The sequence below is a fragment of the Glaciecola nitratireducens FR1064 genome (assembly GCF_000226565.1).
In the GTDB taxonomy this organism is placed as follows: Bacteria; Pseudomonadota; Gammaproteobacteria; order Enterobacterales; family Alteromonadaceae; genus Glaciecola; species Glaciecola nitratireducens.
The window spans coordinates 801,614-822,095 of record NC_016041.1 but is presented as its reverse complement, the minus strand read 5'-3'; the positions used below and the strand labels follow the sequence as shown (position 1 = coordinate 822,095).

The window sequence follows — 20,482 nt, the reverse complement described above, 5'->3', positions numbered from 1 at the left end:
ATTCGCTGCTTATCTCAACTAATAGTCAGTTATAAACCTAAGAATTAGACTTTAGCCCTAATGATGAGTATCTTGTTGTGGTTGTTTTTAACTAAGGAAAACTGGAAATATGAACGATTCGCTCGACGCACAATTAAAGGATACGGTACGTTATTTGGGTGCAACACTTGGTGAAACCATTGAAGCTGAATTAGGCAGCGAATGGCTACAAAAAATAGAGCAAATCAGACAGGACGGCCGCGATTCTTATGCCGATGATACAAAAAGCACAGATCGCCTCACCGCCTTATTTTCAAGTTTAGATAATCAGTCTCTATTAACGATAGGACGAGCTTTCGCTCAGTTCTTAAATTTAGCCAATATTGCTGAGCAAGAATATAACAGCGCAAATCAGCGTGATGAATCGCTCGCTTCGTCACTCGAAAAAATTAAAACCATCGCCACAGATAAAGAAAAAGTCATCGCTGCGGTGAAGAGTCTCAATATTGACTTAGTATTAACGGCACACCCTACGGAAGTGACTCGCCGCACTCTCATTCATAAGCACAGGCAGCTGGCCGCTCAGCTTGAAGCAATGCATGCACCTGATTTGAGCAGCAAAGACCGCGGGAAGATCAAAAATCGCATTGCAGCGTTAATAAGCCAAGCATGGCACACTGAAGAGATACGTTCTGTGCGCCCAACACCGGTAGATGAAGCTCGCTGGGGCTTCTCTGTGATTGAAAGCTCGTTATGGGAAGCGGTACCTGAGTTCTTACGTGAGTTAGAAGAATACCTAAAGGCCGAATTCGACATTACCCTGCCGCTCGACGCTAAAACAGTGCAAATAGGTTCTTGGATGGGCGGCGATCGCGATGGCAATCCATTCGTCACCTCAAAGGTAACCGAAGAAGTTCTCATGCTTGCTCGACGCAGAGCTGCTAAGTTATTCGCCCTAGATATGGATGATTTGTATATTGAACTCTCCATGAATGACTGCAATGACAAATTGCGCGATATGGTTGGTGATGCGAAAGAACCCTATAGAGCTGCGCTAAAAGCGATTAGAAACAAATTAGAGAAAACACGTGACAACCTGCTCCCTTTAGAAGAATGGGTCGCAAACAATGATGAGCTGTTAACACCCTTATTAGCCTGCTACGAATCATTGCATGAATGCGGCATGGCAGTCATTGCTGAAGGTGTGTTGAAAGACACCATTCGTCGAGTACACTGCTTTGGTGTGAATTTGTTGCAATTGGATATTCGTCAGGATTCAGATCGCCACGCCGACGTATTCAGCGAACTCACTCGCTATCTTGGGCTCGGTGACTACGCGCAATGGAGTGAAGACGATAAACAGGCATTCTTACTGCGTGAACTTAGCTCTAAAAGACCCCTGATCCCGCGAAACTGGCAGCCAAGCGAGGACGTTCAAGAAGTCTTGGATACTTGCGCTGTGATATCGCGCCACAGTCGAGAAAGTTTTGGTATTTACATTATATCCATGGCAAGAGAAGCATCCGATGTTATGGCTGTTCAGTTGCTATTGAAAGAAGCAGGCTTGAGTTGGCCAATGCCCGTAGCTCCGCTGTTTGAAACCCTCGATGATTTAAATAATTCACCAAAAGTCATGCGTAATTTGCTCGATATTGACTGGTATAGAGGCTACATCAAAGGTCGTCAGTATGTCATGATCGGCTATTCTGATTCAGCAAAAGACGCAGGCTCGCTCGCTGCAGGCTGGGCACAATATGAGTCACAAGAAGCCTTAGTCGCGCTTGCCGAAGAAAAGTCAGTAAATCTTACCTTGTTTCACGGTCGTGGCGGCACAATTGGTCGCGGTGGATTACCGGCGAAAGCCGCTATTCACTCACAGCCTCCTGGCTCACTGACCGGCGGATTCAGAGTAACCGAACAGGGCGAAACTATTCGCTACAAATTCGGTATGCCGCAGTTGGCTAAACGCAGTTTGTCTATATACGCAGCGGCAGTTGTTGAAGCAATGCTTTGCCCGCCACCAGCCCCTAAGCCTCTGTGGCGAGAAACCATAACGAAAATGGCAGCGCAAGCACGTGACAACTACCGCGGTGTTGTGAGAGAAGACCCAGAGTTTGTCCCCTACTTCCGCGTGGCAACTCCTGAGCAGGAACTTGGCAAACTGCCGCTTGGAAGCCGTCCAGCTAAACGTAATCCACAGGGCGGTATCGAGAGCTTGCGGGCTATTCCATGGATATTCGCATGGGCGCAAACGCGTATGGTGTTGCCGTCTTGGTTAGGCGTTATGAAAGCGGTTGAAAGTGTTATCGAGGACGGTAGTGAAGAAGCGGTCAAGGATATGATTGATAACTGGCCGTTCTTTAATTCAAGATTGTCTATGCTTGATATGGTGTTCAAAAAAGCTGAGCCTCATATCAGCGCAGCTTACGACGCACGATTAGTGCCTGACAATCTGAAACACTTCGGCGAAGGCTTGCGCGCTGAGCTTAAACAAAGCATTGCTTCGATACTGCGCATTCTAGATCATACCGACATGATGGAAGATGACCCGCACGGCAAACTGTCGATGGAGATCCGTGGCGGTTACCTCGAGCCATTGCATTACTTGCAAATAGAGTTGTTAGACCGGATCCGTAAAGAAGGATCGTCTGATTACAACGATAACGACACCGCAACTTTAGAGATGGCGATGATGGTAACTATTACGGGTATTGCTATTGGTTTACGTAACACTGGGTAAATTCACTATATATGCGCCTAGCTTAACCCTGTAAGAATGTAAGGGACCCTATGTAAAATTGTAAGGGTCCCTTTTTTATGCTTAAAAAATATAAATATAATTTAGCAAAATCAACACCTTAAATTAGGCACAACTGTTGCTTTATTCTTAGTGAGGACGTAACGCTGCTCTACAATTAGAGTAGCAAGCAGCGTTTTTCCAATAACGAATAACAGGAGTATCTATGACTAATCAAGTAAAACAAGTCGAAAAAGTAACTGATGTCATTCAAGTATTACATGCCGGGATTGGTTTTTATGAAGACGCGATGAAAGAAGTCGACAACATGTCGGTTAAGTCGGCATTTAGCCGTATGGTGGAAAACAAAGAAAAGACAATCGCACAACTGCAACCACTGGCTATCGCTGAGCAAGGTGATGTCGAGAAAGGCTCATCGTGGGCAGTAGAGGCGAGAAAGATGTACACGAAATTAGCGAGCAGCATTTCGTCAAATCAAGATTTCACTTTTGTGGATCAGTTAGAAGAAGTTGAGGACAAAGTGCTTGAGGTACTCGACGAGGCCATGGGTGCTGACCAACCGGCTGCCGCGATGGTGACCCTTCGAGCAGTCAAGGCTGAGGCGCAGAGCCTGCATGACGAGATGAAAGCATTGCAAGAGACGATGAAGCAATAGGTACGTACTTTTATAAGGCTGTTTTCAGACTTGCGTCTTAAGCACCTTTTAATTACCTGTTCTTAGTAAGTAGATAGATTATATAGGTCGCTCATGCGGCCTATTTTTTTGCTAGTTATTTACTCGTTCCACTTCACTATGAGATTTTAAAACTTCGTCACCGTCATCTTGTTCAATCAAATAAGCTGGGCACTCGCTAGAAGCCTCCCGTGTCACCTCAGTTCCCTTAATAGTTTTCGTTACTTTTTCGGTAAAACGAGAAGTCACTTTCCCTTCAGCTGTGCCGCTACCCCAATCCCAACTCACTTTCGTATTAATGGCAAATCCTTCCACGCTAAATTCCTCTTTTCTTTTTTATCAATTTATTTTCGGATACAAGCTTACTTTCGTATCTCGGATCTACTTCCTATCATCTTCGGCTTGGTGTTTCACTTTTATATAATCACTGTGAGAGATATACAGCAATTCAGACACTTTCCTAATGACAGCCTCTTCGTATTTATCAAGCTCATCATCAACATATGCTACTTTCCACATTAACCCGAGTAAGTTGACTTTCTGGTCGTACTCATAGCTGTCATTTATCATTGATGTAAATGGATGTACCGACGTGGTGTCTTTACTTGCCTGTTTGCTGTACTCGAATAACTCCGCCAGTTTTTCATCTGACAAACTAAATAACGATTTAAGCACCTGTTTTATCTTCTCTTTTTCAACATCCGATTGCTCAAAATCAGCATTAGACACTTCCATTAACAACAAAGCACAGGCTTGTTCTAAACTATGCTGTTGCTTCTCCTTTGAGCCACCGGAAGTACTGAATGCAATTTCATTTTTAAAAAATTCTTTAAGTTTATTTATCATGCCTAGCCTTTTTGATTGCTTAAGATATGCAAATCTATTGTGTCATCCATACGCCTTAGTTTATGCGCATTGTTTTCTTAACAGAATGAATATGTATATGAAATTATCGGTGAATTGGTTTTGTTTGTATTAGCAATCAGAGTTCTAGATCGCATACACACGTCGCATAAACGGCTTAGTATTTTGCCAACCATAATGCATCAGCAAAAAAAAACCGGCTGTTTAATTTAATAAACAGCCGGCTACTTTCATCTAACTCAACATGCACTAGCCGTTAACGAAATCGACACCCATTTTGATGTCGCCACGTAGGCCTTCAAGCATTGAATTTTTAGCGTTTTCTTCAAAATCGCTTAAGTCGCCGTATGGTAGAATTTCTTCAACGCCATTTGCGCCCAAACGTACTGGGTGAGCAAAGAACGCAGCGTCATCAGAACCATCAACTTGAACGTAAGTGTATTCGATAACTGCTTCACCCTGCATTGCAGCAACAAGTGACAAGCAGAAACGTGCAGCGGCTTGACCCATAGACAATGTAGCAGAACCGCCACCGGCCTTAGCTTCAACAACTTCAGTACCTGCGTTTTGGATACGCGTTGTTAAACTTGCAATCTCTTCATCAGTAAAGCTTACGCCTTCAACTTGTGAAAGAAGTGGAAGAATAGTTGTACCTGAGTGACCGCCGATAACAGGAACGTGAACTTCAGTCGTTTTTAAACCCTTAAGGTTTGCAACAAAAGTTTCTGAACGGATAACATCTAGTGTAGTTACCCCAAACAGTTTGTTTTTGTCGTAAACGCCTTTCGCTTTAAGCACTTCAGCAGCAATAGCAACCGTTGTGTTTACCGGGTTAGTAATAACGCCGATACAAGCTTTTGGACAATTGTCTGCAACTGCTTCGATAAGGTTTTTAACGATACCAGCATTGATGTTAAACAAATCAGAACGGTCCATACCAGGCTTTCTTGGAACGCCCGCAGGAATTAAAACAATATCACAACCAGTTAGTGCTTCAGCTAGCTCATCTTTACCGTGGCCAGTAACAGCAACATCAGTAGGGATATGACTTAAATCAACAGCAACACCTGGAACAACAGGTGCAACGTCATACAATGCTAGCTCAGAGCCAGCAGGTAATTGTGTTTTCAATAATAATGATAACGCTTGACCGATACCACCAGCGGCGCCTAGTACAGCTACCTTCATAAAATTCTCCTGTTAATAAAAGCTTTTATTTGCGGGCGACACAATAATCTATATACGTGAAGATCTCAATCACCCGATAGTCTTATCCCTCTTTTTTACGCTCACCTTCACAAAAAGCCTACAATGCTTACAATTTGCTAACATTTATTAGTCACATTCGTTTGCGAAAAGGGTCTCGCTGATGCAGAATACGCCATTGTCAATAATGAGGCTTTCAGTAATATGTCATCGAGCAAACAAGACGCCCTAGTAAAATCATTTAAAGAGCTATTGAAAACCGAAAGCTACGGTTCGCAGGGTGAAATTGTTAATGCGTTGAAAGAGGCTGGCTTTGACAATATTAGCCAGTCGAAAGTGTCTCGAATGTTGAGTAAATTTGGTGCGGTACGAACTCGAAATGCACGCGGCGATATGGTTTATTGCTTGCCGCCTGAGCTCGGTATGCCGACCGCAAAAAGCCCGTTAAAACAGCTTGTGTTAGATATTGTGCACAACAATGTGATGGTAATTATTCGCACCAGCCCTGGTGCGGCGCAACTCATAGCGCGCCTGCTTGATTCATTAAGCCACACTGACGGTGTACTTGGCACCATTGCTGGCGATGACACCATTTTTATTGCCCCCGCTGATATCACTGAGATAGAAGAACTTCGTCAACGTGTAGAAGACCTATTTGAGAGTGTCTAAGCCGATTGCGTAGAGTGCGTTTTTCTTAAGACCATAGTGCGCAGCGGTTAAGGCCGCTGCTTTTTTCAGAGGCAGTTCTTTTGCTAGTAACGCGAGTAAAGACAAAGCTTCCTGTGATGCACCATCAGAGTTCAAATTATTAGGGCAATAAATCATCAACACAAATTCACCCTTTTGGTGGACTGGGTCTGCATCTAGCCATTCTAAAATAGCTTCCGCTCGGCCTTGTTTATAAGTTTCAAAGGTTTTACTTATCTCTTTTGCTAAAACAATTTCGTGATCTTCTTGCAAGTTTTCGTGACAAGCCGCAATTGTATCCCGAATGCGCCTGGGTGCTTCATAAAATACGGTTGTAGAACCTGAGTTTGTGAGTAACTTTAGCGCTTCTGCCTTGGCTTGTTGCTTTACAGGTAAAAAGCCATGAAAGGTAAATTTATCGGTTGGCAAACCGGAGGCGCTTAATGCGGTAGTTAGCGCGCATGGGCCAGGTAAAGCAATGACAGGTATTCCCTTCTCTCGACAATCTCGAACAAAAATAAACCCAGGATCGCTTATTAACGGCGTTCCCGCGTCAGAAACCAACGCGATGTTTTTACCTTCAAGTAGTTTCGACGTTAATTGATTTGAACGAGCTGCTTCATTATGGTCATGCATCGAAATGGTCGACGTGCCTATAGAATAATGGGATAACAAGCGTGAGGTGTGCCGCGTGTCCTCTGCGGCGATTAAATCAACCTCTTTCAGGATATCGAGCGCTCGAGAGCTAATATCAGATAAATTCCCAATGGGCGTGGGCACGATGTAAAGCGTTCCTGATGTTGTCGTAGTTTGCATTTTTCTCTATTTTCCAACTCTTAGTTGCACGCGGGCAATATTACACTAAATCAAACCACAGCTTTTACACTTTATGCACGTACTTTAGAACAGAATATGTCAAAGTTGATAGATATTTACCTGAGCTTGAGTAAACTAGTACTATATTAGTTATTTGAGAGCACTTGTGAACCTAATTTCCAATTTTCAAAACATGGCACCCACACATAGCAAGTATGTGCTTATCGCATTCATTTTATTGTTTTTGAGCAGTTGTGCCACTCCAACAAAAACAACGACTCAGAAACCACTCGATAAGGTAGACAAGCCTTCTAAGGAAGTGGTTCTAAACAATGCCGAAAAATCATTGCAGAAAGCGGAAGTGGAATGGTTGAAAAACGGTGACATCGAGCAACGCAACAGCCTGTTGCTAGCCGCTGCTCAAGACTTTCAAACGGGTGGTGAATGTCGTCGCTCTGATATTATCATTGCCAACATAGAACCGTTCTTAGAAAATCCGATTCAACAACAATACTCGCTACTATTAAAAGCCGAGTGCGCATTGATACAGCACTATGCGTCTGGACTATCTGCTGAGCTTATCCAAACGCCGATAGACACAATGATTTCATGGCTCACTCCTATTACTGCGAACCAATTTATCGCTCGCAAAGAAGTGCTTATCGCACACTTGGCCGCATTACATGAGCGTTGGGACTTAGCCGCTAATGTGTTAAGCCAGCAGTTGGAAGCCGATAGCCCATTGAATGTCGATAGTTCGCCCGTTAGTCAGCTCCCACTAAGTGCGGATGCATTGAATGCCCGCAGCCTACCAAGCGCAGCGCCAGAGCAAATATTGTGGAAATGGTTTTTAAAGTCATCGAAATCGACTCAAACTACTATGGCGCAGAGCAATCCGTTCATGCGCGCGTATTTGTCACTTGCTAATATCTTGGAGGATGAAAACTTAACAGATGCGAGTAGACAGCAAGCAATCATCTTCTGGCAAAAACAAAATCCAAGCCACCCACTCTCTATTAACCTGCCTAGCGGAGTTAAAGGATACCTAGCGCAGACGCTAAAAGAAGTGCGCAACATTGCGGTTTTACTGCCGTTAAGTGGGCGCGTTGAAGTGCAAGGAGATGCGATAAAGCAAGGTATTATGACGGCCTACTTTGCAAAATTAGAAAATATCAATAAAAACAACCCAGGCGAGACTATCCCAAACATTCGCTTTTTGGACACAGGTTCTGATACCAGCCGCTTCGTAAGTGACGAAATTACGCCCGAAGGACTCATGCAATATGATATTGTCATTGGGCCACTGCTGCGTGAACACGTGAGTTTGGTGAAAAACTTCAACTTGCCTGATTCGATGTTGGTTTACTTAAACCGTATTTCTCGGGCGACATCAAACATCGGAGCAAAAGACAACACCGTTGCTGCCTTGCTGCAAGATGAATTTGTTGACTTACCGAATAATGATTCGAGCACTTTATCTTCTGATAAAACTCTTTTTCAGCCTAATCAAGACCAGGCACAAGACGCTACTCTTAGTTTGAAGACTAATGCTGAAAGCACATCAGCAAAAGTATATTTTGCACTGGCTCCGGAAGATGAAGCGACGCAACTTGCAAATTTAATGAAAAAACAAGGAATACGCACCCCAATCATTATCAGCAATGGTTCGTCACTTAGTCGTCGAATGATTGATACTTTCAATGAACAGTGGATTGCCCTAAATGGTCTCGATGCTATAAAACCTCCAAAAGTTGTGACTTTTTCCGATAATAAAGGTTTACGCGTTGGTATTACCGCAGCACTTGATGTATTGCAAAGTCAACGACGCATTAACCAACTGTCTAACTTAAGCTCAGAAACGGTCCACAGCGTAACGCGCAACAGAAGAGATGTAGATGCTTTTGTCGTTTTCGCTTTGCCGCAGCAAGTCGAATTATTGAACCCAATTATTGAGGCTAGTATTAGCTTGTTCACGGATCGGACGATACCTGTATTCGCCACCTCTTATAGCTACCAGCATCAACTAAACAAAAACAGTATTCGCGATTTGCGCAGCTTGGTGTTTGTTGATATGCCCTTTTTAATGCCAGAACAAAGAAATAGTCCACTTGCCGAGCAGGTAGATACGCTTTGGAATAAACCACCCAGTTCGTTTTTACGTCTATTTGCTTTTGGCTATGACGCGTTTCAGTTCTCCGAGCAAATGCAGCAGTTGGCATATTTCAGCCACACCGATTTAAAAGGTCTTTCAGGTAAGTTGACGGTGAATGAGCAGCGTCAAGTGATCCGTAATTTACCAAGCGCTATTATACAAAATGATTCAATAACCCAAGTAGACGGTTTTTAGTCTTTGGTGTCTCACCAATTCATGGCCAGCTTGATTGGCCATGATGCAGAGCAAACAGCAAAGCGCTATTTGCTCGAACATTCACTTCAATTTTTGGAACAAAATTACAAAGCCAAGGTCGGAGAGATAGATTTGATTATGCTCGACGAGCACCAGCTTGTTTTTGTTGAGGTAAAGTTTAGATCGACTAACAGCCATGGTTGCGCCGCTGAGCAGTTCACGTCGAAGAAGCGAAAAAAGCTTGAGAGAACGATTAATTACTATTTATTACAAAAAAAATTGAATCCTCACCACACAAATTTACGAATAGATGTTGTAGCAATAGACGGCGAACAGGTAAACTGGATTAAGAACGTATAGCGACGACTTTATAAAAAGAAACTAATAACTAAAAAAAGTCACCGAATGGACACGACTTAAGGGGCAATAAATGCTGGATAATATTAAAAAAAGTTTTACCGAAAGCATTCAAACTAAAATAGCAGCGGCAGAAGTATTACCTGTTCCTATTGAAAAAGCAGCCAATATGATGGTGCAAGCACTAATTCGTGGCAATAAGATTTTAAGCTGCGGCAATGGCGGTTCAGCAGGCGATGCACAACACTTTTCATCAGAACTTTTAAATCGATACGAGCGCGACCGACCATCACTTCCCGCAATGGCCCTCACAACCGATAGCTCCACCATTACATCAATTGCGAATGACTACAGTTACGATGAAATTTTTTCTAAACAAATTAAAGCGCTCGGACAACCTGGTGATATTTTATTAGCCATTTCAACTAGTGGGAACAGTCGTAACGTTATCAACGCAATGGAAGCCGCGCTAGCAAGAGATATGACAATAGTCGCTTTAACTGGCAAAGACGGCGGAGAGATGGCTGGATTCTTGAGCGAGAATGATGTAGAAATTAGAGTACCTTCATCGCGTACGGCAAGAATACAGGAAGTGCATCTTCTTGTTATCCACAATTTGTGCGAGTCAATTGACAACGCGCTATTCCCCATTAGTGATTCTGAATAAAGAGAAGGGTTTATGTTTAGCAAGGGAAAGTTCGCCACGATTTTGATTATCTTCGTTGCGTTTATGCAAAGCGGTTGCGCACTCATGGCAGTTGGAACTGCTGGCGCTGCTGCAACTGCATCAGCTACGGACAGACGAACGGTAGGAACACAAATAGATGACAAAACGACCCAAAGCAGAGTAAGAAGCGCAATCAATGATATTCCATTGGTGAAGGACGAGGCGGCAGTGAGCGTTGATGTTTACAATGGTCAGGTGCTGTTGACAGGTCAGGCACCATTGCAAAGAATGATTATTGATATCGAAAACTCCGCTTCTACCGTACAAAACGTCACAAAAGTACACAATCAAATTAGACTAGGAAGCCCTATTCCGGCGACGTCGACGATGAATGACGTTTGGTTAGCCTCAAAAATCAAAACCATTATGCTCGCCGATGAGCAAATTCCATTGTTTAAACTCGACCTGATAGTGGAAGACAGCGAAGTGTTCATCATGGGCTTATTAACAAAACAGGAAGCCGCCGCTGCCGTTGAAGCCGCCAGAAATGTCGACGGCGTCACCAAGGTCATCAGAGTCATGGAGCTCATCCGCTAAAATCAAGGGGCCAGGTACGTTGAATAACCAAGGGGCCAGGTACGTTGAATTCAAGGTACCTGGCCCCTTGGTTTTAGCAACTTGGTTTATTTACATTTTTAAGCAATAGCGTTTTTCCCATTCTTCAATACAGCTATATTTAGACACAAGCTTTAGTATATTTGTTGACGTCGGTTTCAACTTTGGTAGCACTCATTTTGCCACGTCATCCAAGAATTATGGTTCCTAATGTTCCAGTCCACGTTATTCAGCGCGGTAACAATCGCCAAGCATGTTTTTATCAAACGAAAGATTACGCTGTTTACCTGAAAAAACTCAAAGAAAGTGCAAAAAAGTTCACAGTAAGAGTGCATTGTTTTGTTTTGATGACCAATCATGTTCATCTATTACTCACAGCGAATGACTATACCGGCATTAGCAACGTAATGCAGAGCTTGGGCAGCTATTATGTGCGATACATTAATACCACCTATGAACGGACGGGAACGCTTTGGGAAGGCAGGTTTAAATCTAGCCTAGCCGACAGCGAAGAATACCTTTTGAATTTATATCGATATATCGAAATGAATCCGGTTAGAGCTGGAATGGTGAGGCATCCGAGAGACTATCCGTGGAGTAGCTATCACACGAATGGTGGTGATCGGCAAATAAGCCTCATCACTCCTCATCCTCTATTTCTCTCACTTGGGGACAATGAACGGCAACGAAAGAAATATTATAACGATTTACTATTATCGCCACTTTCGGAGAATATGGTTCACCAAATTTCAACAACCACAAACAAATCTAGAGTTTTAGGCAACGCAAAATTTATCGCCCAAATATCTCAGCAGCTAGAGCGGTATGTTGGACATGTCCAGCATGGCGGGGATAGGCGATCTGAAGATTTTTTGGAAATTGCATATATTAATAATAACGCAGATTAAGTCCTATTCTCTTTCGAAGAACTTACATCTGCGTTAGCCACTCTCTCTAATCGTTATTTAGTGCATACCCACAATGCATGAATAATGCCTGGAACGTAAAACAGTATGCAAAGCAATATGTTGATTAGTAAATCCTTGCCTGCACCACTTTTAAGGAAAACAGCAACTGGAGGCAAAAATATAGCCAGAAGAATGAGTACTAGTTTATTCATGATGTATCTCTCTTAGTTTATGGTTTTTCGAATTATTATATAAGAAAATGCATAACACCATTTTGCGCTCTAAAAAGCTAGTATTTGATTTTTCTAGTTGACGTAAGGACTGGCTGCTTTCTTGAACTGCACGTGACAGCAAGTTGACTACTTTAGAATGGGCCAGCAACTAAATTTACGGAAAATTGCTCCGATTCGAATGAATCTGAGCGGTTTTACACTTCAATAAAACCACGCTCGCATTCAAGTAACCCGGCCCCTTGAACTCGGCACCTTGAGCTAAGGCCTTGCTAGATTTTCAAGTAACCTGGTCTCTTGATTTGATTTTCAAGAAACCTGGCCCCTTGGTGTTTTGGTCGGTTTATTTGATTACTTTTAGACTCGGTCTTTTGGGGGGTTCATCACTGGGTTTTGATAGTTTTTCAGGACCGCTGGCCTTGCTTTCTTCGGTTGAGCTTTCTTTTTTCGCCTTCGGAGGGCTCTCTTCCGTTAGCTTAACGCTTTGCAGTTTCTTCGCAGGTTCCACAGAGGGCGCTCCCGCTTGTTTGTAAGTGTTCTTTTCATATTCGGCTAACTCTTCAGGAGTGTGCGTAAAAACTGTACCTGCGCCGTTTTCACGAGCATATATGGCACTAACTGCAATGCTTGGCACAAACACTTGCATCGGTTGTCCAGAAAAGCGCGCCTGAAATGCTACACCTTCTAAGCCGACATTTAAGTTTACACAGGCGCTAGGCGAGACATTCAAAACAATTTGGCCGTCTTTCACAAACTGCCTAGGCACTTCAACACCTGGTAAATCTGCGTCTACCACAATGTAAGGTGTTAAACCGTTGTCAACTATCCAGTCGCAAAAAGCGCGAAGCAAGTACGGTTGGTTGTTGGTCATATTATCCATTGGGTCTCTCAAATTGTTGTCACAGGAAAAATAATGTAAAGGATGGTTTAGGAGCGGCCATAATTATGAGCCGCTCTTAATAACTTACTTATAGAGGATTATGAATTTCACGCTCTTGGTCAGTCAAAGATGCTTTGAATGAACCTCGTTCGAATATACGATTCATATAAGCCACTACGTCTTTACTACCTGCGCCGCTCAACGTGATGTTCAAAGCTGGTAAACGCCATAGCAACGGCGCTAAGTAACAATCAACCAAACTGAATTCATCACTCATGAAGTAAGGTTTTTCTGCAAAGATTGGACCTAACGCAAGTAAAGATTCACGTAATTCATGGCGAGCTTCTTCTGCGCCTGGTTCATTGCGGAAAATCTTCGCAGCTAACGCATACCAATCATGCTCAATACGATGCATCATCAAACGGCTCTCACCGCGAGATACCGGATAAACAGGCATTAATGGTGGATGCGGGAAGCGCTCATCTAAGTACTCCATAATAATATGAGACTTATAAAGTACTAATTCTCTATCAACTAACGTTGGTACTGTGCCGTATGGGTTCAGTTCCAACAAATCTTCGCTCAATTGGGTTGGATCGATGTAGCTTATTTCTACGCCCACACCTTTTTCCGCCAATACAATGCGTACTTGGTGACTATAAATATCAATATTGTCAGAAAACAACGTCATTATTGAACGTTTGTTCGCGGCTACAGCCATTAAAACCTCCGAATTCTCTCTCAAAAAGAGAATTGCAAAAAATAAACAATTAAAAACACTAAAAGGGGCGCACTGCCCCTTTTATTTTATTACTACAGGTAAGTCGTTATTTTTTAACGTCTTTCCAATAATCCTTTTTAAGCAGGTAAACAAACACAAAGAAAATAAGGATGAATATTAACACACCTTTACCTATGCTTTCTGATTGTAATCTTGATGGCTCCCCAGAGTATTCTAAGAAATTCACCAAATCCAAAATAGTCTGATCGTATTCATCAGTAGTGAGTTGTCCATCACCATCGGTGCGTAAACCAACACTCACTTCTGTCATTTCGCCATCGATCATTTTCATTTCGGTAGCTAATCTTGGTGTTCCCTGCAAACCTTGCAAAACGTGAGGCATACCTGCATTAGGGAATGCTAGGTTGTTTACACCAAATGTCTTGGTCTCATCTACATAAAAGGTACGTAGATACGTGTAAATCCAATCGGCACCACGAACACGTGCGACTAAGGTTAAGTCAGGTGGCGCAGCACCGAACCATGTCGCCGCATCTTCCGCAGGCATTGGCGACGTAATGTAATCGCTGACCTTTTCACCGGTAAAACGCAAGTACTTATCACCTAGGTCATCAGGCACGCCAATATCTTGGAAAGTGCGCTGGTAACGCTGATACTGCATTTGGTGACAGCCTAAACAATAGTTCATAAATGTTTGAGCGCCACGCTGCAACGATGCCTTATCGGTTAAATCAATATCCGCGTGGTCGTTAGGATATGTTCCACCTGCGGCAAATGCGAAGGTAGGCACTAACAGTAAAATTGCTAACCATTTTTTCATAGTGTGATCCTCGCAGGTACTGGCTTGGTTTTCTCTTTACCTGAGTAAATCCAAAGTAAAACGAAGAAACCAAAATACATAATAGTGGCTATTTGTGACGCAACAATTTTCCAGTTTTCTTGTGGTGTACCGCCGAGGTATCCCAAAAATATGAATACAGCTGCGAACACAAGCAAGTTGACTTTGTGAAGGCCACATCTGTAACGCCATGATCTCACTTTACCACGGTCAATCCAAGGTATAGCAAACAGCACTGCGATAGCACCGAACATGGTCAATACACCGAATAGTTTATCTGGTACTGCCTTCAAAATCGCATAGAACGGCGTGAAATACCATACAGGGAAAATATGCACAGGTGTTTTATACGGGTTCGCAATTTCAAAATTCGGATGCTCCAAGAAGTAACCGCCCATTTCAGGCATAAAGAACATGATGTAGCAGAAACCGAACAAGAACACGCTAAAGGCAACCATATCTTTCAACACGATGTGCGGGAAGAAAGGTACAACGTCGTCAATGATGTCGTATTTATTCGTGTAATGCTCATGGATCTTATAAGACGTTTTGTCTTCTTCAGCCAATGAACCTTTTTTATGCTTTATGTTAGTGCCGTCCGGGTTATTCGAACCCACTTCATGCAAAGCAATGATGTGTAGGAAAACCAAAATCACAATCACTAGTGGCAGCGCAATTACGTGCAGTGCAAAGAATCGGTTAAGCGTTGCACCCGAGATAACGTAGTCACCTTGGATCCATTCGACTAGGTCAGGACCGACAACTGGAATAGCACTAAATAGCGATACAATAACCTGTGCTCCCCAATATGACATCTGACCCCAAGGCAATACATAACCCATGAAAGCTTCAGCCATAAGTGCTAAGTAAATTAGCATACCGAACACCCACAGCAATTCGCGAGGTTTTTGATATGAGCCGTACATCATCCCTCTGAACATGTGAAGGTAAACGACAATGAAGAAAGCTGAAGCGCCTGTACTATGCATGTAGCGAATAAGCCAACCGTAGTCGACTTCACGCATGATGTATTCAACCGATGCGAACGCGCGTTCTGCGGATGGTTCGAAGTTCATCGTTAACCAAATACCAGTAATAATTTGGTTTACCAGCACGATAGTGGCTAAGAAACCAAATATGTACCAGAAATTCATGTTTTTTGGTGCTGGATATTGAATCGCATGCATATTAGCAGTGCGCATCATGGGAATACGTTCTTCGATCCAGTTCATAAATGCATTCATTACGCAACCTCCGCTTCTGAGCCGATAATAATCGTATTATCATCAACGTATTGATACGGTGGCACCACTAAATTGAGTGGCGCTGGAACACCTTGGAAAACGCGACCAGCCATATCGAACTTAGAGCCGTGGCAAGGACAGAAGAAGCCTTCCGCTACGCCCTCAGCGTATTGCTCGAAAGCACCATCAGTTAGATGCTGTGGTGAACAACCAAGGTGAGTACAAATACCAACAAGAACCAGATATTCCGCCTTTAAAGAACGGTATTGGTTATGTGCAAATTCAGGCTGCTGTTCAGTGTCTGAATTTGGATCACGAAGCTGATCTTCGTGAGCACTCAAGCTTGCAAGAAGTTCTGGTGTTCTGCGAACAATCCATACTGGCTTACCGCGCCATTTTACACGAATCATTTGGCCTGACTGGATTGCACTAATATCTACTTGCACATCAGCACCCGCCGCTTTGGCTTTTGCGCTTGGTTGCCATGAGGCAACAAAAGGGACTGCAGCACCTACAGCACCAACAGCACCAACAACACATGTACCAACAGTCAAAAATTTGCGGCGATCGCTGCTTTGAGGCTGTTCGTTATTTGTTGCTGACTCATTGGTATCTACTGATACATCGCTCATCAACTTTTCTCCGGGGTTGGAAAGACTGGGTTCAAATCATAAATTCGAGTTCAATGATGGTTTAAATACGACCTAAATCAAACTATAGACTTACTACAACAAGATTAAACAAGGTTGCAATGTAACCTAAATTGAACTGGTATTTTTAATCTGAAACTCTTAATTATTTCAAGCAGGGTATGTTAAAAGAAAACCCTTAACAAACACAAGGATTTACTCATAAAAATTGATTGTTTTTGTCGTTATAAGTCAAGATTTCTCCACAATAGTGCATTTCAATAAGATATCGGCAGAAATTTGCTATACGACACAGTTTTTCGCTAACAAATAAAAAACCCAGCCGGAGCTGGGTTTTTGAAAACATGTCGAAACGAATTAACGTTTTGAGAATTGTGGACGCTTACGCGCTTTATGTAGACCCACTTTCTTACGTTCAACTTTACGAGCATCACGTGTTACGAAACCAGCTTTGCGTAGTGCTGGACGCAAGGTCTCGTCGAACTCCATAAGAGCGCGAGTGATACCGTGACGTATTGCACCAGCTTGTCCGCTGATACCACCGCCAGAAACGGTAACGTAGATGTCGAATTTTTCTGTCATCTCAACTAATTCGATTGGTTGTCTCACGATCATACGTGCAGTTTCACGACCAAAGAATACGTCAAGTGGACGTTGGTTTACAGTAATGCTACCTGTGCCCGGACGAAGAAAAACGCGAGCTGTTGAGCTTTTGCGACGGCCAGTGCCGTAGTATTGAGTATCTGCCATTTTGCTCGCTCCTTAAATGTCCAGTGATTGTGGCTGTTGTGCAGCATGCGTATGCTCTGGACCTGCAAAAACTTTCATTTTGCGGAACATAGCACGACCTAGTGGGCCTTTTGGAAGCATACCTTTCACTGCTTTCTCAATAACCATTTCTGGCTTCTTTTGAATTAGCTGTTCGAAAGTTGCTTGCTTCAAGCCACCTGGGTAACCAGAGTGAGCGTAGTAGATTTTACCTAGCGCTTTATTTCCTGTTACCGTAATTTTTTCTGCATTAACTACAACAATGTAATCACCAGTATCCACATGAGGTGTGTACTCTGGTTTATGCTTTCCACGCAGTCTTACTGCGATTTCAGCCGCTAAACGGCCTAAAGTTTTGCCTGCGGCGTCAACCACATACCAGTCGCGCTGTACGCTTTCTGGCTTTGCAACAAAAGTTTTCATTTATTCGTCACCCAAAATTATCAGTTAGTTTCACTGTCAAGCAGTGTATTCTGCTCAAAGTGTATATTTATCAACCTGTTAGCCCCTTCGAGCTGGTCAATCTACCACCTTCCCAAAGGTGGGTGCAACTGGGCAGGTCGCGAATTATACAGACTTTGCAGGAAAAGCGAAGTGTTTTTGTGGATTTTGTCTGAATGTATGCAGAGCATCTATTTTATGTCCAGATACTTTATGCTGCAAAAACCATTCTCAATCCTGCGATCCAAAGAACCTTAACCAGCCTCTTCACTCACTTTATCTGCCTGAATTAAGCTTAGCTTTGCTTTCTGCCAGAGTATTTCTAGTTCCTCTGCGCTTAGATTTTTGAGCTCAAGACTTTCATTAGCAGCAAAGGTCTGAACTAAAGCAAAGCGTTTACAAAACTTTTCGGTCGCTTTTGCCAATGCAAGATCTGGGTTGATGTGCAAATGGCGCGACAAGTTCACAACTGCAAATAGCAAATCGCCTACTTCATCTTCAATTTTGTGCTGCTGCGGTTCGGTCGCATTGACCTCCGCTTTTACCTCATCAATTTCTTCAAGTATTTTATCGAATACGGGCGCGGCGTCTGGCCAATCAAATCCGAATTCCGCACATTTCAGCTGAATTTCCAGTGCTTTTTGTAGCAAACTCGAATTAATCCCTTGCGACATCATTCACGTCCGGCAGTTGCTTCAATCTATCGACAACGCGAGCTAAATTATTGGCATCTGTCACTTCAACAGTGAGTTTTATTAGCGCAGAATTGTGGCTTTTGTTGCTAAAACTGTTTACACCGAGCAAACCCACCTTTTCATTTGATAATACGGTAGTGATATCTCGTAAAATACCGGTTCTGTCATTACAAAAAACGTTGAGTTCCGTTTGAAAGCTTGTTTGATGCTCTACTGCCCACGAAACGTCAATTTGGCGTTCGGGATGTTGTTCCAAGAGATTAGCGAGCTGTGCACAACTTTCTTTGTGCACGCTAACGCCTTTACCTTGGGTTATGTAGCCTAAAATCGGCTCACCAGCTACCGGTTGGCAGCATTTTGCAATTTGGCTAAGCAAATTACCGACACCTTCCGCGATAATCGGCTCCGCTCCTTTTCGAAGCTTTGCTCTGCGCGGCTTAATCGCCATTTCAGCTGGTTCTGGTGGCGCCGGAGCATGTTTCTGTGATAAGAAATGTACAACCGTCATCACACGCGTATCGCCCACCCCGATAGCAGCAAACAGATCGTCAACAGAATTAGCATTGAATTTATCCAGCGCCTCTGCAGCAAGCTTAATCGGAAGATCGACTTTTGAAAGCTCTCGTTCTAGGAGTTCTCTTCCTGCATCAACGTTCTTATCTTTATCCTGCTTTTTAAAGTAGGAATGGATTGTCGCTCGGGCTCTAGCAGAATGCACATAGCCTAAGCCAGGATGCATCCAATCGCGGCTCGGTGACCGGTTTTTACCGGTAAGTACTTCAACTTGGTCGCCACTTTGTAACTTATAAACAAATGGCACAATGCGCTTATTTACCTTCGCGCCAATACAACGGTGGCCAACGTTACTGTGTACGTAATAGGCAAAGTCAAGCGGGGTTGAACCTAAGGGTAAATCAATCACATCGCCTTTGGGCGTAAACACGTATACTCGGTCATCGAACACCTGACTACGCAGTTCTTCAACCAAATTACCGGATTCAGCCATTTCTTCTTGCCACTGCAGGATTTTTCGCAGCCAGTTCAAGCGTTCTTCTGAGCCAGCCGCTTTGCCCGTTGTCCCCTCTTTATACTTCCAATGCGCCGCAACACCGAGCTCTGCATCTTGGTGCATTTGCTGTGTTCTGATTTGAATTTCAACTGACTTACCTTGAGGGCCAATAATAACGGTATGAATACTCTGATATCCATTCTGTTTTGGCGTCGCTATGTAGTCATCAAACTCCTTCGGGATATGTTTCCAATTTGTATGCACTGTGCCGAGGGCCGCGTAACAATCTTGTAGTCTGTCCGCAACAATACGCAGGGCACGAATATCAAACAACTCTTCAAAAGTAAGCTGCTTCTTTTGCATCTTTTTCCAAATGCTATATATATGCTTGGGTCGACCAATTACTTCTGCCTTGATGTTTTGCTCATCCAACAGTCCCTGCAATTTGTTAACAATGTCAATAATGTACTGTTCACGATCAATTCGCTTTTCATCCAGCATTTCTGCAATGCGTTTGTAAGTGTTTGGATGCAAATAGCGAAAAGAGAGGTCTTCGAGCTCCCATTTGAGTTGTCCAATTCCGAGTCTATTAGCTAAAGGCGCATAGATACTTGAGCACTCATGCGCCACGATAACCCGCGTTTCTTCATCCGCCTCTTTGACGGCATGCAAGGTACAAATGCGTTCCGCCATTTTAATGACCACGGCTCGCACATCTTCGACCATACTCAACAGCATGCGACGTAAATTATTGACGTGATCTTCGTCTTGACGGGTGCGCGATTGCAGAGTTTTGATGGCATCCATGCGTCGAACGCCCATAATAAGCTCTTTTATTGGCAAGCCAAATTGGTCTTCAATTTGTTCTTCAGATAATTTATGAATTTGACAGTATGGATAGACTAAAGCCGCTTGCAGCGTTTCATCATCCATATGCAGTTCGTGCAAGATTTCCACCATTTCTTGACCAACTAAGAGCGTATCTGGTTGATCTGAAACATGGCGAAGTTTTGTTTTAGTTTTTTCGGGCACATCCAAATCTGCCAACCATTGGCTAAAAGTGGGCCGACTGCTTTGGTGTACGCTTCTAATTGATACCATTTGGTTT

At 43.3% G+C, this 20,482-nt stretch carries 22 protein-coding genes; 8 read left to right on the top strand and 14 right to left on the bottom strand.

What is annotated here, in order from left to right; all coding sequences use genetic code 11:
• Nucleotides 1-109: 109 nt before the first annotated feature.
• Nucleotides 110-2,719, top strand: a complete 2,610-nt coding sequence (gene ppc, locus GNIT_RS03570; protein ID WP_014107765.1) for a phosphoenolpyruvate carboxylase — start codon at nt 110-112, stop codon at nt 2,717-2,719.
• Nucleotides 2,720-2,942: 223 nt separating this feature from the next.
• The gene (locus tag GNIT_RS03565) at nt 2,943-3,392 is read left to right on the top strand and encodes a PA2169 family four-helix-bundle protein (RefSeq protein ID WP_014107764.1); all 450 of its coding nucleotides are present in this window, start codon (nt 2,943-2,945) and stop codon (nt 3,390-3,392) included.
• A gap of 111 nt (nt 3,393-3,503) precedes the next feature.
• Here the strand turns inward: GNIT_RS03565 and GNIT_RS03560 are convergent, their stop codons facing one another.
• The 3 genes from GNIT_RS03560 to mdh all read right to left on the bottom strand — a co-directional run bounded on the left by GNIT_RS03560 (nt 3,504) and on the right by mdh (nt 5,462).
• Nucleotides 3,504-3,725, bottom strand: coding sequence for a hypervirulence associated TUDOR domain-containing protein (locus tag GNIT_RS03560; RefSeq protein WP_014107763.1), 222 nt, complete (start codon nt 3,723-3,725; stop codon nt 3,504-3,506).
• A gap of 66 nt (nt 3,726-3,791) precedes the next feature.
• The gene (locus GNIT_RS03555; RefSeq protein ID WP_014107762.1) at nt 3,792-4,256 is read right to left on the bottom strand and encodes a tellurite resistance TerB family protein; all 465 of its coding nucleotides are present in this window, start codon (nt 4,254-4,256) and stop codon (nt 3,792-3,794) included.
• Nucleotides 4,257-4,523: 267 nt separating this feature from the next.
• Nucleotides 4,524-5,462 (bottom strand): malate dehydrogenase, encoded by a 939-nt coding sequence (gene mdh, locus GNIT_RS03550; RefSeq protein WP_014107761.1) that lies wholly within the window; start codon nt 5,460-5,462, stop codon nt 4,524-4,526.
• A 222-nt stretch (nt 5,463-5,684) separates the two neighbouring features.
• Between mdh and argR the strand changes: the two genes are divergently transcribed.
• Nucleotides 5,685-6,149, top strand: a complete 465-nt coding sequence (gene argR / locus GNIT_RS03545) for a transcriptional regulator ArgR (RefSeq protein WP_014107760.1) — start codon at nt 5,685-5,687, stop codon at nt 6,147-6,149.
• Here argR and rsmI read toward each other — a convergent pair.
• On the bottom strand, nt 6,132-6,983 hold the full coding sequence (gene rsmI, locus GNIT_RS03540; RefSeq protein WP_014107759.1) for a 16S rRNA (cytidine(1402)-2'-O)-methyltransferase: 852 nt from the start codon (nt 6,981-6,983) through the stop codon (nt 6,132-6,134). The two genes, argR and rsmI, sit on opposite strands and share 18 nt — an antisense overlap.
• 166 nt (nt 6,984-7,149) lie before the next feature.
• On the opposite strand from rsmI, the gene GNIT_RS18330 reads away from it, so the two are divergent.
• The 5 genes from GNIT_RS18330 to GNIT_RS03515 all read left to right on the top strand — a co-directional run bounded on the left by GNIT_RS18330 (nt 7,150) and on the right by GNIT_RS03515 (nt 11,877).
• Nucleotides 7,150-9,330: a penicillin-binding protein activator gene (locus GNIT_RS18330; RefSeq protein ID WP_238526934.1), complete on the top strand. Its 2,181-nt coding sequence runs from the start codon at nt 7,150-7,152 to the stop codon at nt 9,328-9,330.
• Nucleotides 9,331-9,351: 21 nt separating this feature from the next.
• Complete coding sequence (locus GNIT_RS03530) at nt 9,352-9,690, top strand: YraN family protein (RefSeq protein WP_014107757.1); 339 nt, start codon at nt 9,352-9,354, stop codon at nt 9,688-9,690.
• Nucleotides 9,691-9,760: 70 nt separating this feature from the next.
• A complete protein-coding gene (locus GNIT_RS03525; protein ID WP_014107756.1) occupies nt 9,761-10,354 on the top strand; it encodes a phosphoheptose isomerase in 594 nt (197 codons plus the stop codon).
• Between the two features lie 12 nt (nt 10,355-10,366).
• Nucleotides 10,367-10,951 (top strand): BON domain-containing protein, encoded by a 585-nt coding sequence (locus GNIT_RS03520; protein ID WP_014107755.1) that lies wholly within the window; start codon nt 10,367-10,369, stop codon nt 10,949-10,951.
• A gap of 197 nt (nt 10,952-11,148) precedes the next feature.
• Nucleotides 11,149-11,877, top strand: coding sequence for a transposase (locus GNIT_RS03515; RefSeq protein ID WP_041246611.1), 729 nt, complete (start codon nt 11,149-11,151; stop codon nt 11,875-11,877).
• Nucleotides 11,878-11,930: 53 nt separating this feature from the next.
• On the opposite strand, the gene GNIT_RS17810 is transcribed toward GNIT_RS03515, so the two are convergent.
• The 10 genes from GNIT_RS17810 to relA all read right to left on the bottom strand — a co-directional run bounded on the left by GNIT_RS17810 (nt 11,931) and on the right by relA (nt 20,475).
• Nucleotides 11,931-12,089 (bottom strand): YqaE/Pmp3 family membrane protein, encoded by a 159-nt coding sequence (locus tag GNIT_RS17810; protein ID WP_014107753.1) that lies wholly within the window; start codon nt 12,087-12,089, stop codon nt 11,931-11,933.
• A gap of 361 nt (nt 12,090-12,450) precedes the next feature.
• Entirely contained in the window at nt 12,451-12,987 is a 537-nt protein-coding gene (locus GNIT_RS03505; RefSeq protein ID WP_014107751.1) for a ClpXP protease specificity-enhancing factor, read from the bottom strand.
• Between the two features lie 88 nt (nt 12,988-13,075).
• Entirely contained in the window at nt 13,076-13,708 is a 633-nt protein-coding gene (sspA, locus tag GNIT_RS03500; RefSeq protein ID WP_014107750.1) for a stringent starvation protein SspA, read from the bottom strand.
• 106 nt (nt 13,709-13,814) lie between these two features.
• Nucleotides 13,815-14,549: a cytochrome c1 gene (locus GNIT_RS03495; protein ID WP_014107749.1), complete on the bottom strand. Its 735-nt coding sequence runs from the start codon at nt 14,547-14,549 to the stop codon at nt 13,815-13,817.
• Nucleotides 14,546-15,811 carry a cytochrome b gene (locus GNIT_RS03490; RefSeq protein ID WP_014107748.1) on the bottom strand — a complete coding sequence of 422 codons (1,266 nt, stop codon included), beginning with the start codon at nt 15,809-15,811 and terminating at the stop codon, nt 14,546-14,548. The genes GNIT_RS03495 and GNIT_RS03490 overlap by 4 nt, the downstream gene beginning before the upstream one ends.
• A complete protein-coding gene (gene petA, locus GNIT_RS03485; protein WP_014107747.1) occupies nt 15,811-16,443 on the bottom strand; it encodes a ubiquinol-cytochrome c reductase iron-sulfur subunit in 633 nt (210 codons plus the stop codon). The genes GNIT_RS03490 and petA overlap by 1 nt, the downstream gene beginning before the upstream one ends.
• 375 nt (nt 16,444-16,818) lie before the next feature.
• On the bottom strand, nt 16,819-17,211 hold the full coding sequence (rpsI, locus tag GNIT_RS03480; RefSeq protein WP_014107746.1) for a 30S ribosomal protein S9: 393 nt from the start codon (nt 17,209-17,211) through the stop codon (nt 16,819-16,821).
• Nucleotides 17,212-17,223: 12 nt separating this feature from the next.
• Nucleotides 17,224-17,652, bottom strand: a complete 429-nt coding sequence (gene rplM, locus GNIT_RS03475) for a 50S ribosomal protein L13 (protein WP_014107745.1) — start codon at nt 17,650-17,652, stop codon at nt 17,224-17,226.
• Nucleotides 17,653-17,924: 272 nt separating this feature from the next.
• Complete coding sequence (locus GNIT_RS03470) at nt 17,925-18,347, bottom strand: MazG nucleotide pyrophosphohydrolase domain-containing protein (RefSeq protein WP_041246281.1); 423 nt, start codon at nt 18,345-18,347, stop codon at nt 17,925-17,927.
• A complete protein-coding gene (relA, locus tag GNIT_RS03465; RefSeq protein WP_014107743.1) occupies nt 18,328-20,475 on the bottom strand; it encodes a GTP diphosphokinase in 2,148 nt (715 codons plus the stop codon). Before relA ends, GNIT_RS03470 begins: the two co-directional genes overlap by 20 nt.
• Between the last annotated feature and the right edge of the window lie 7 nt (nt 20,476-20,482).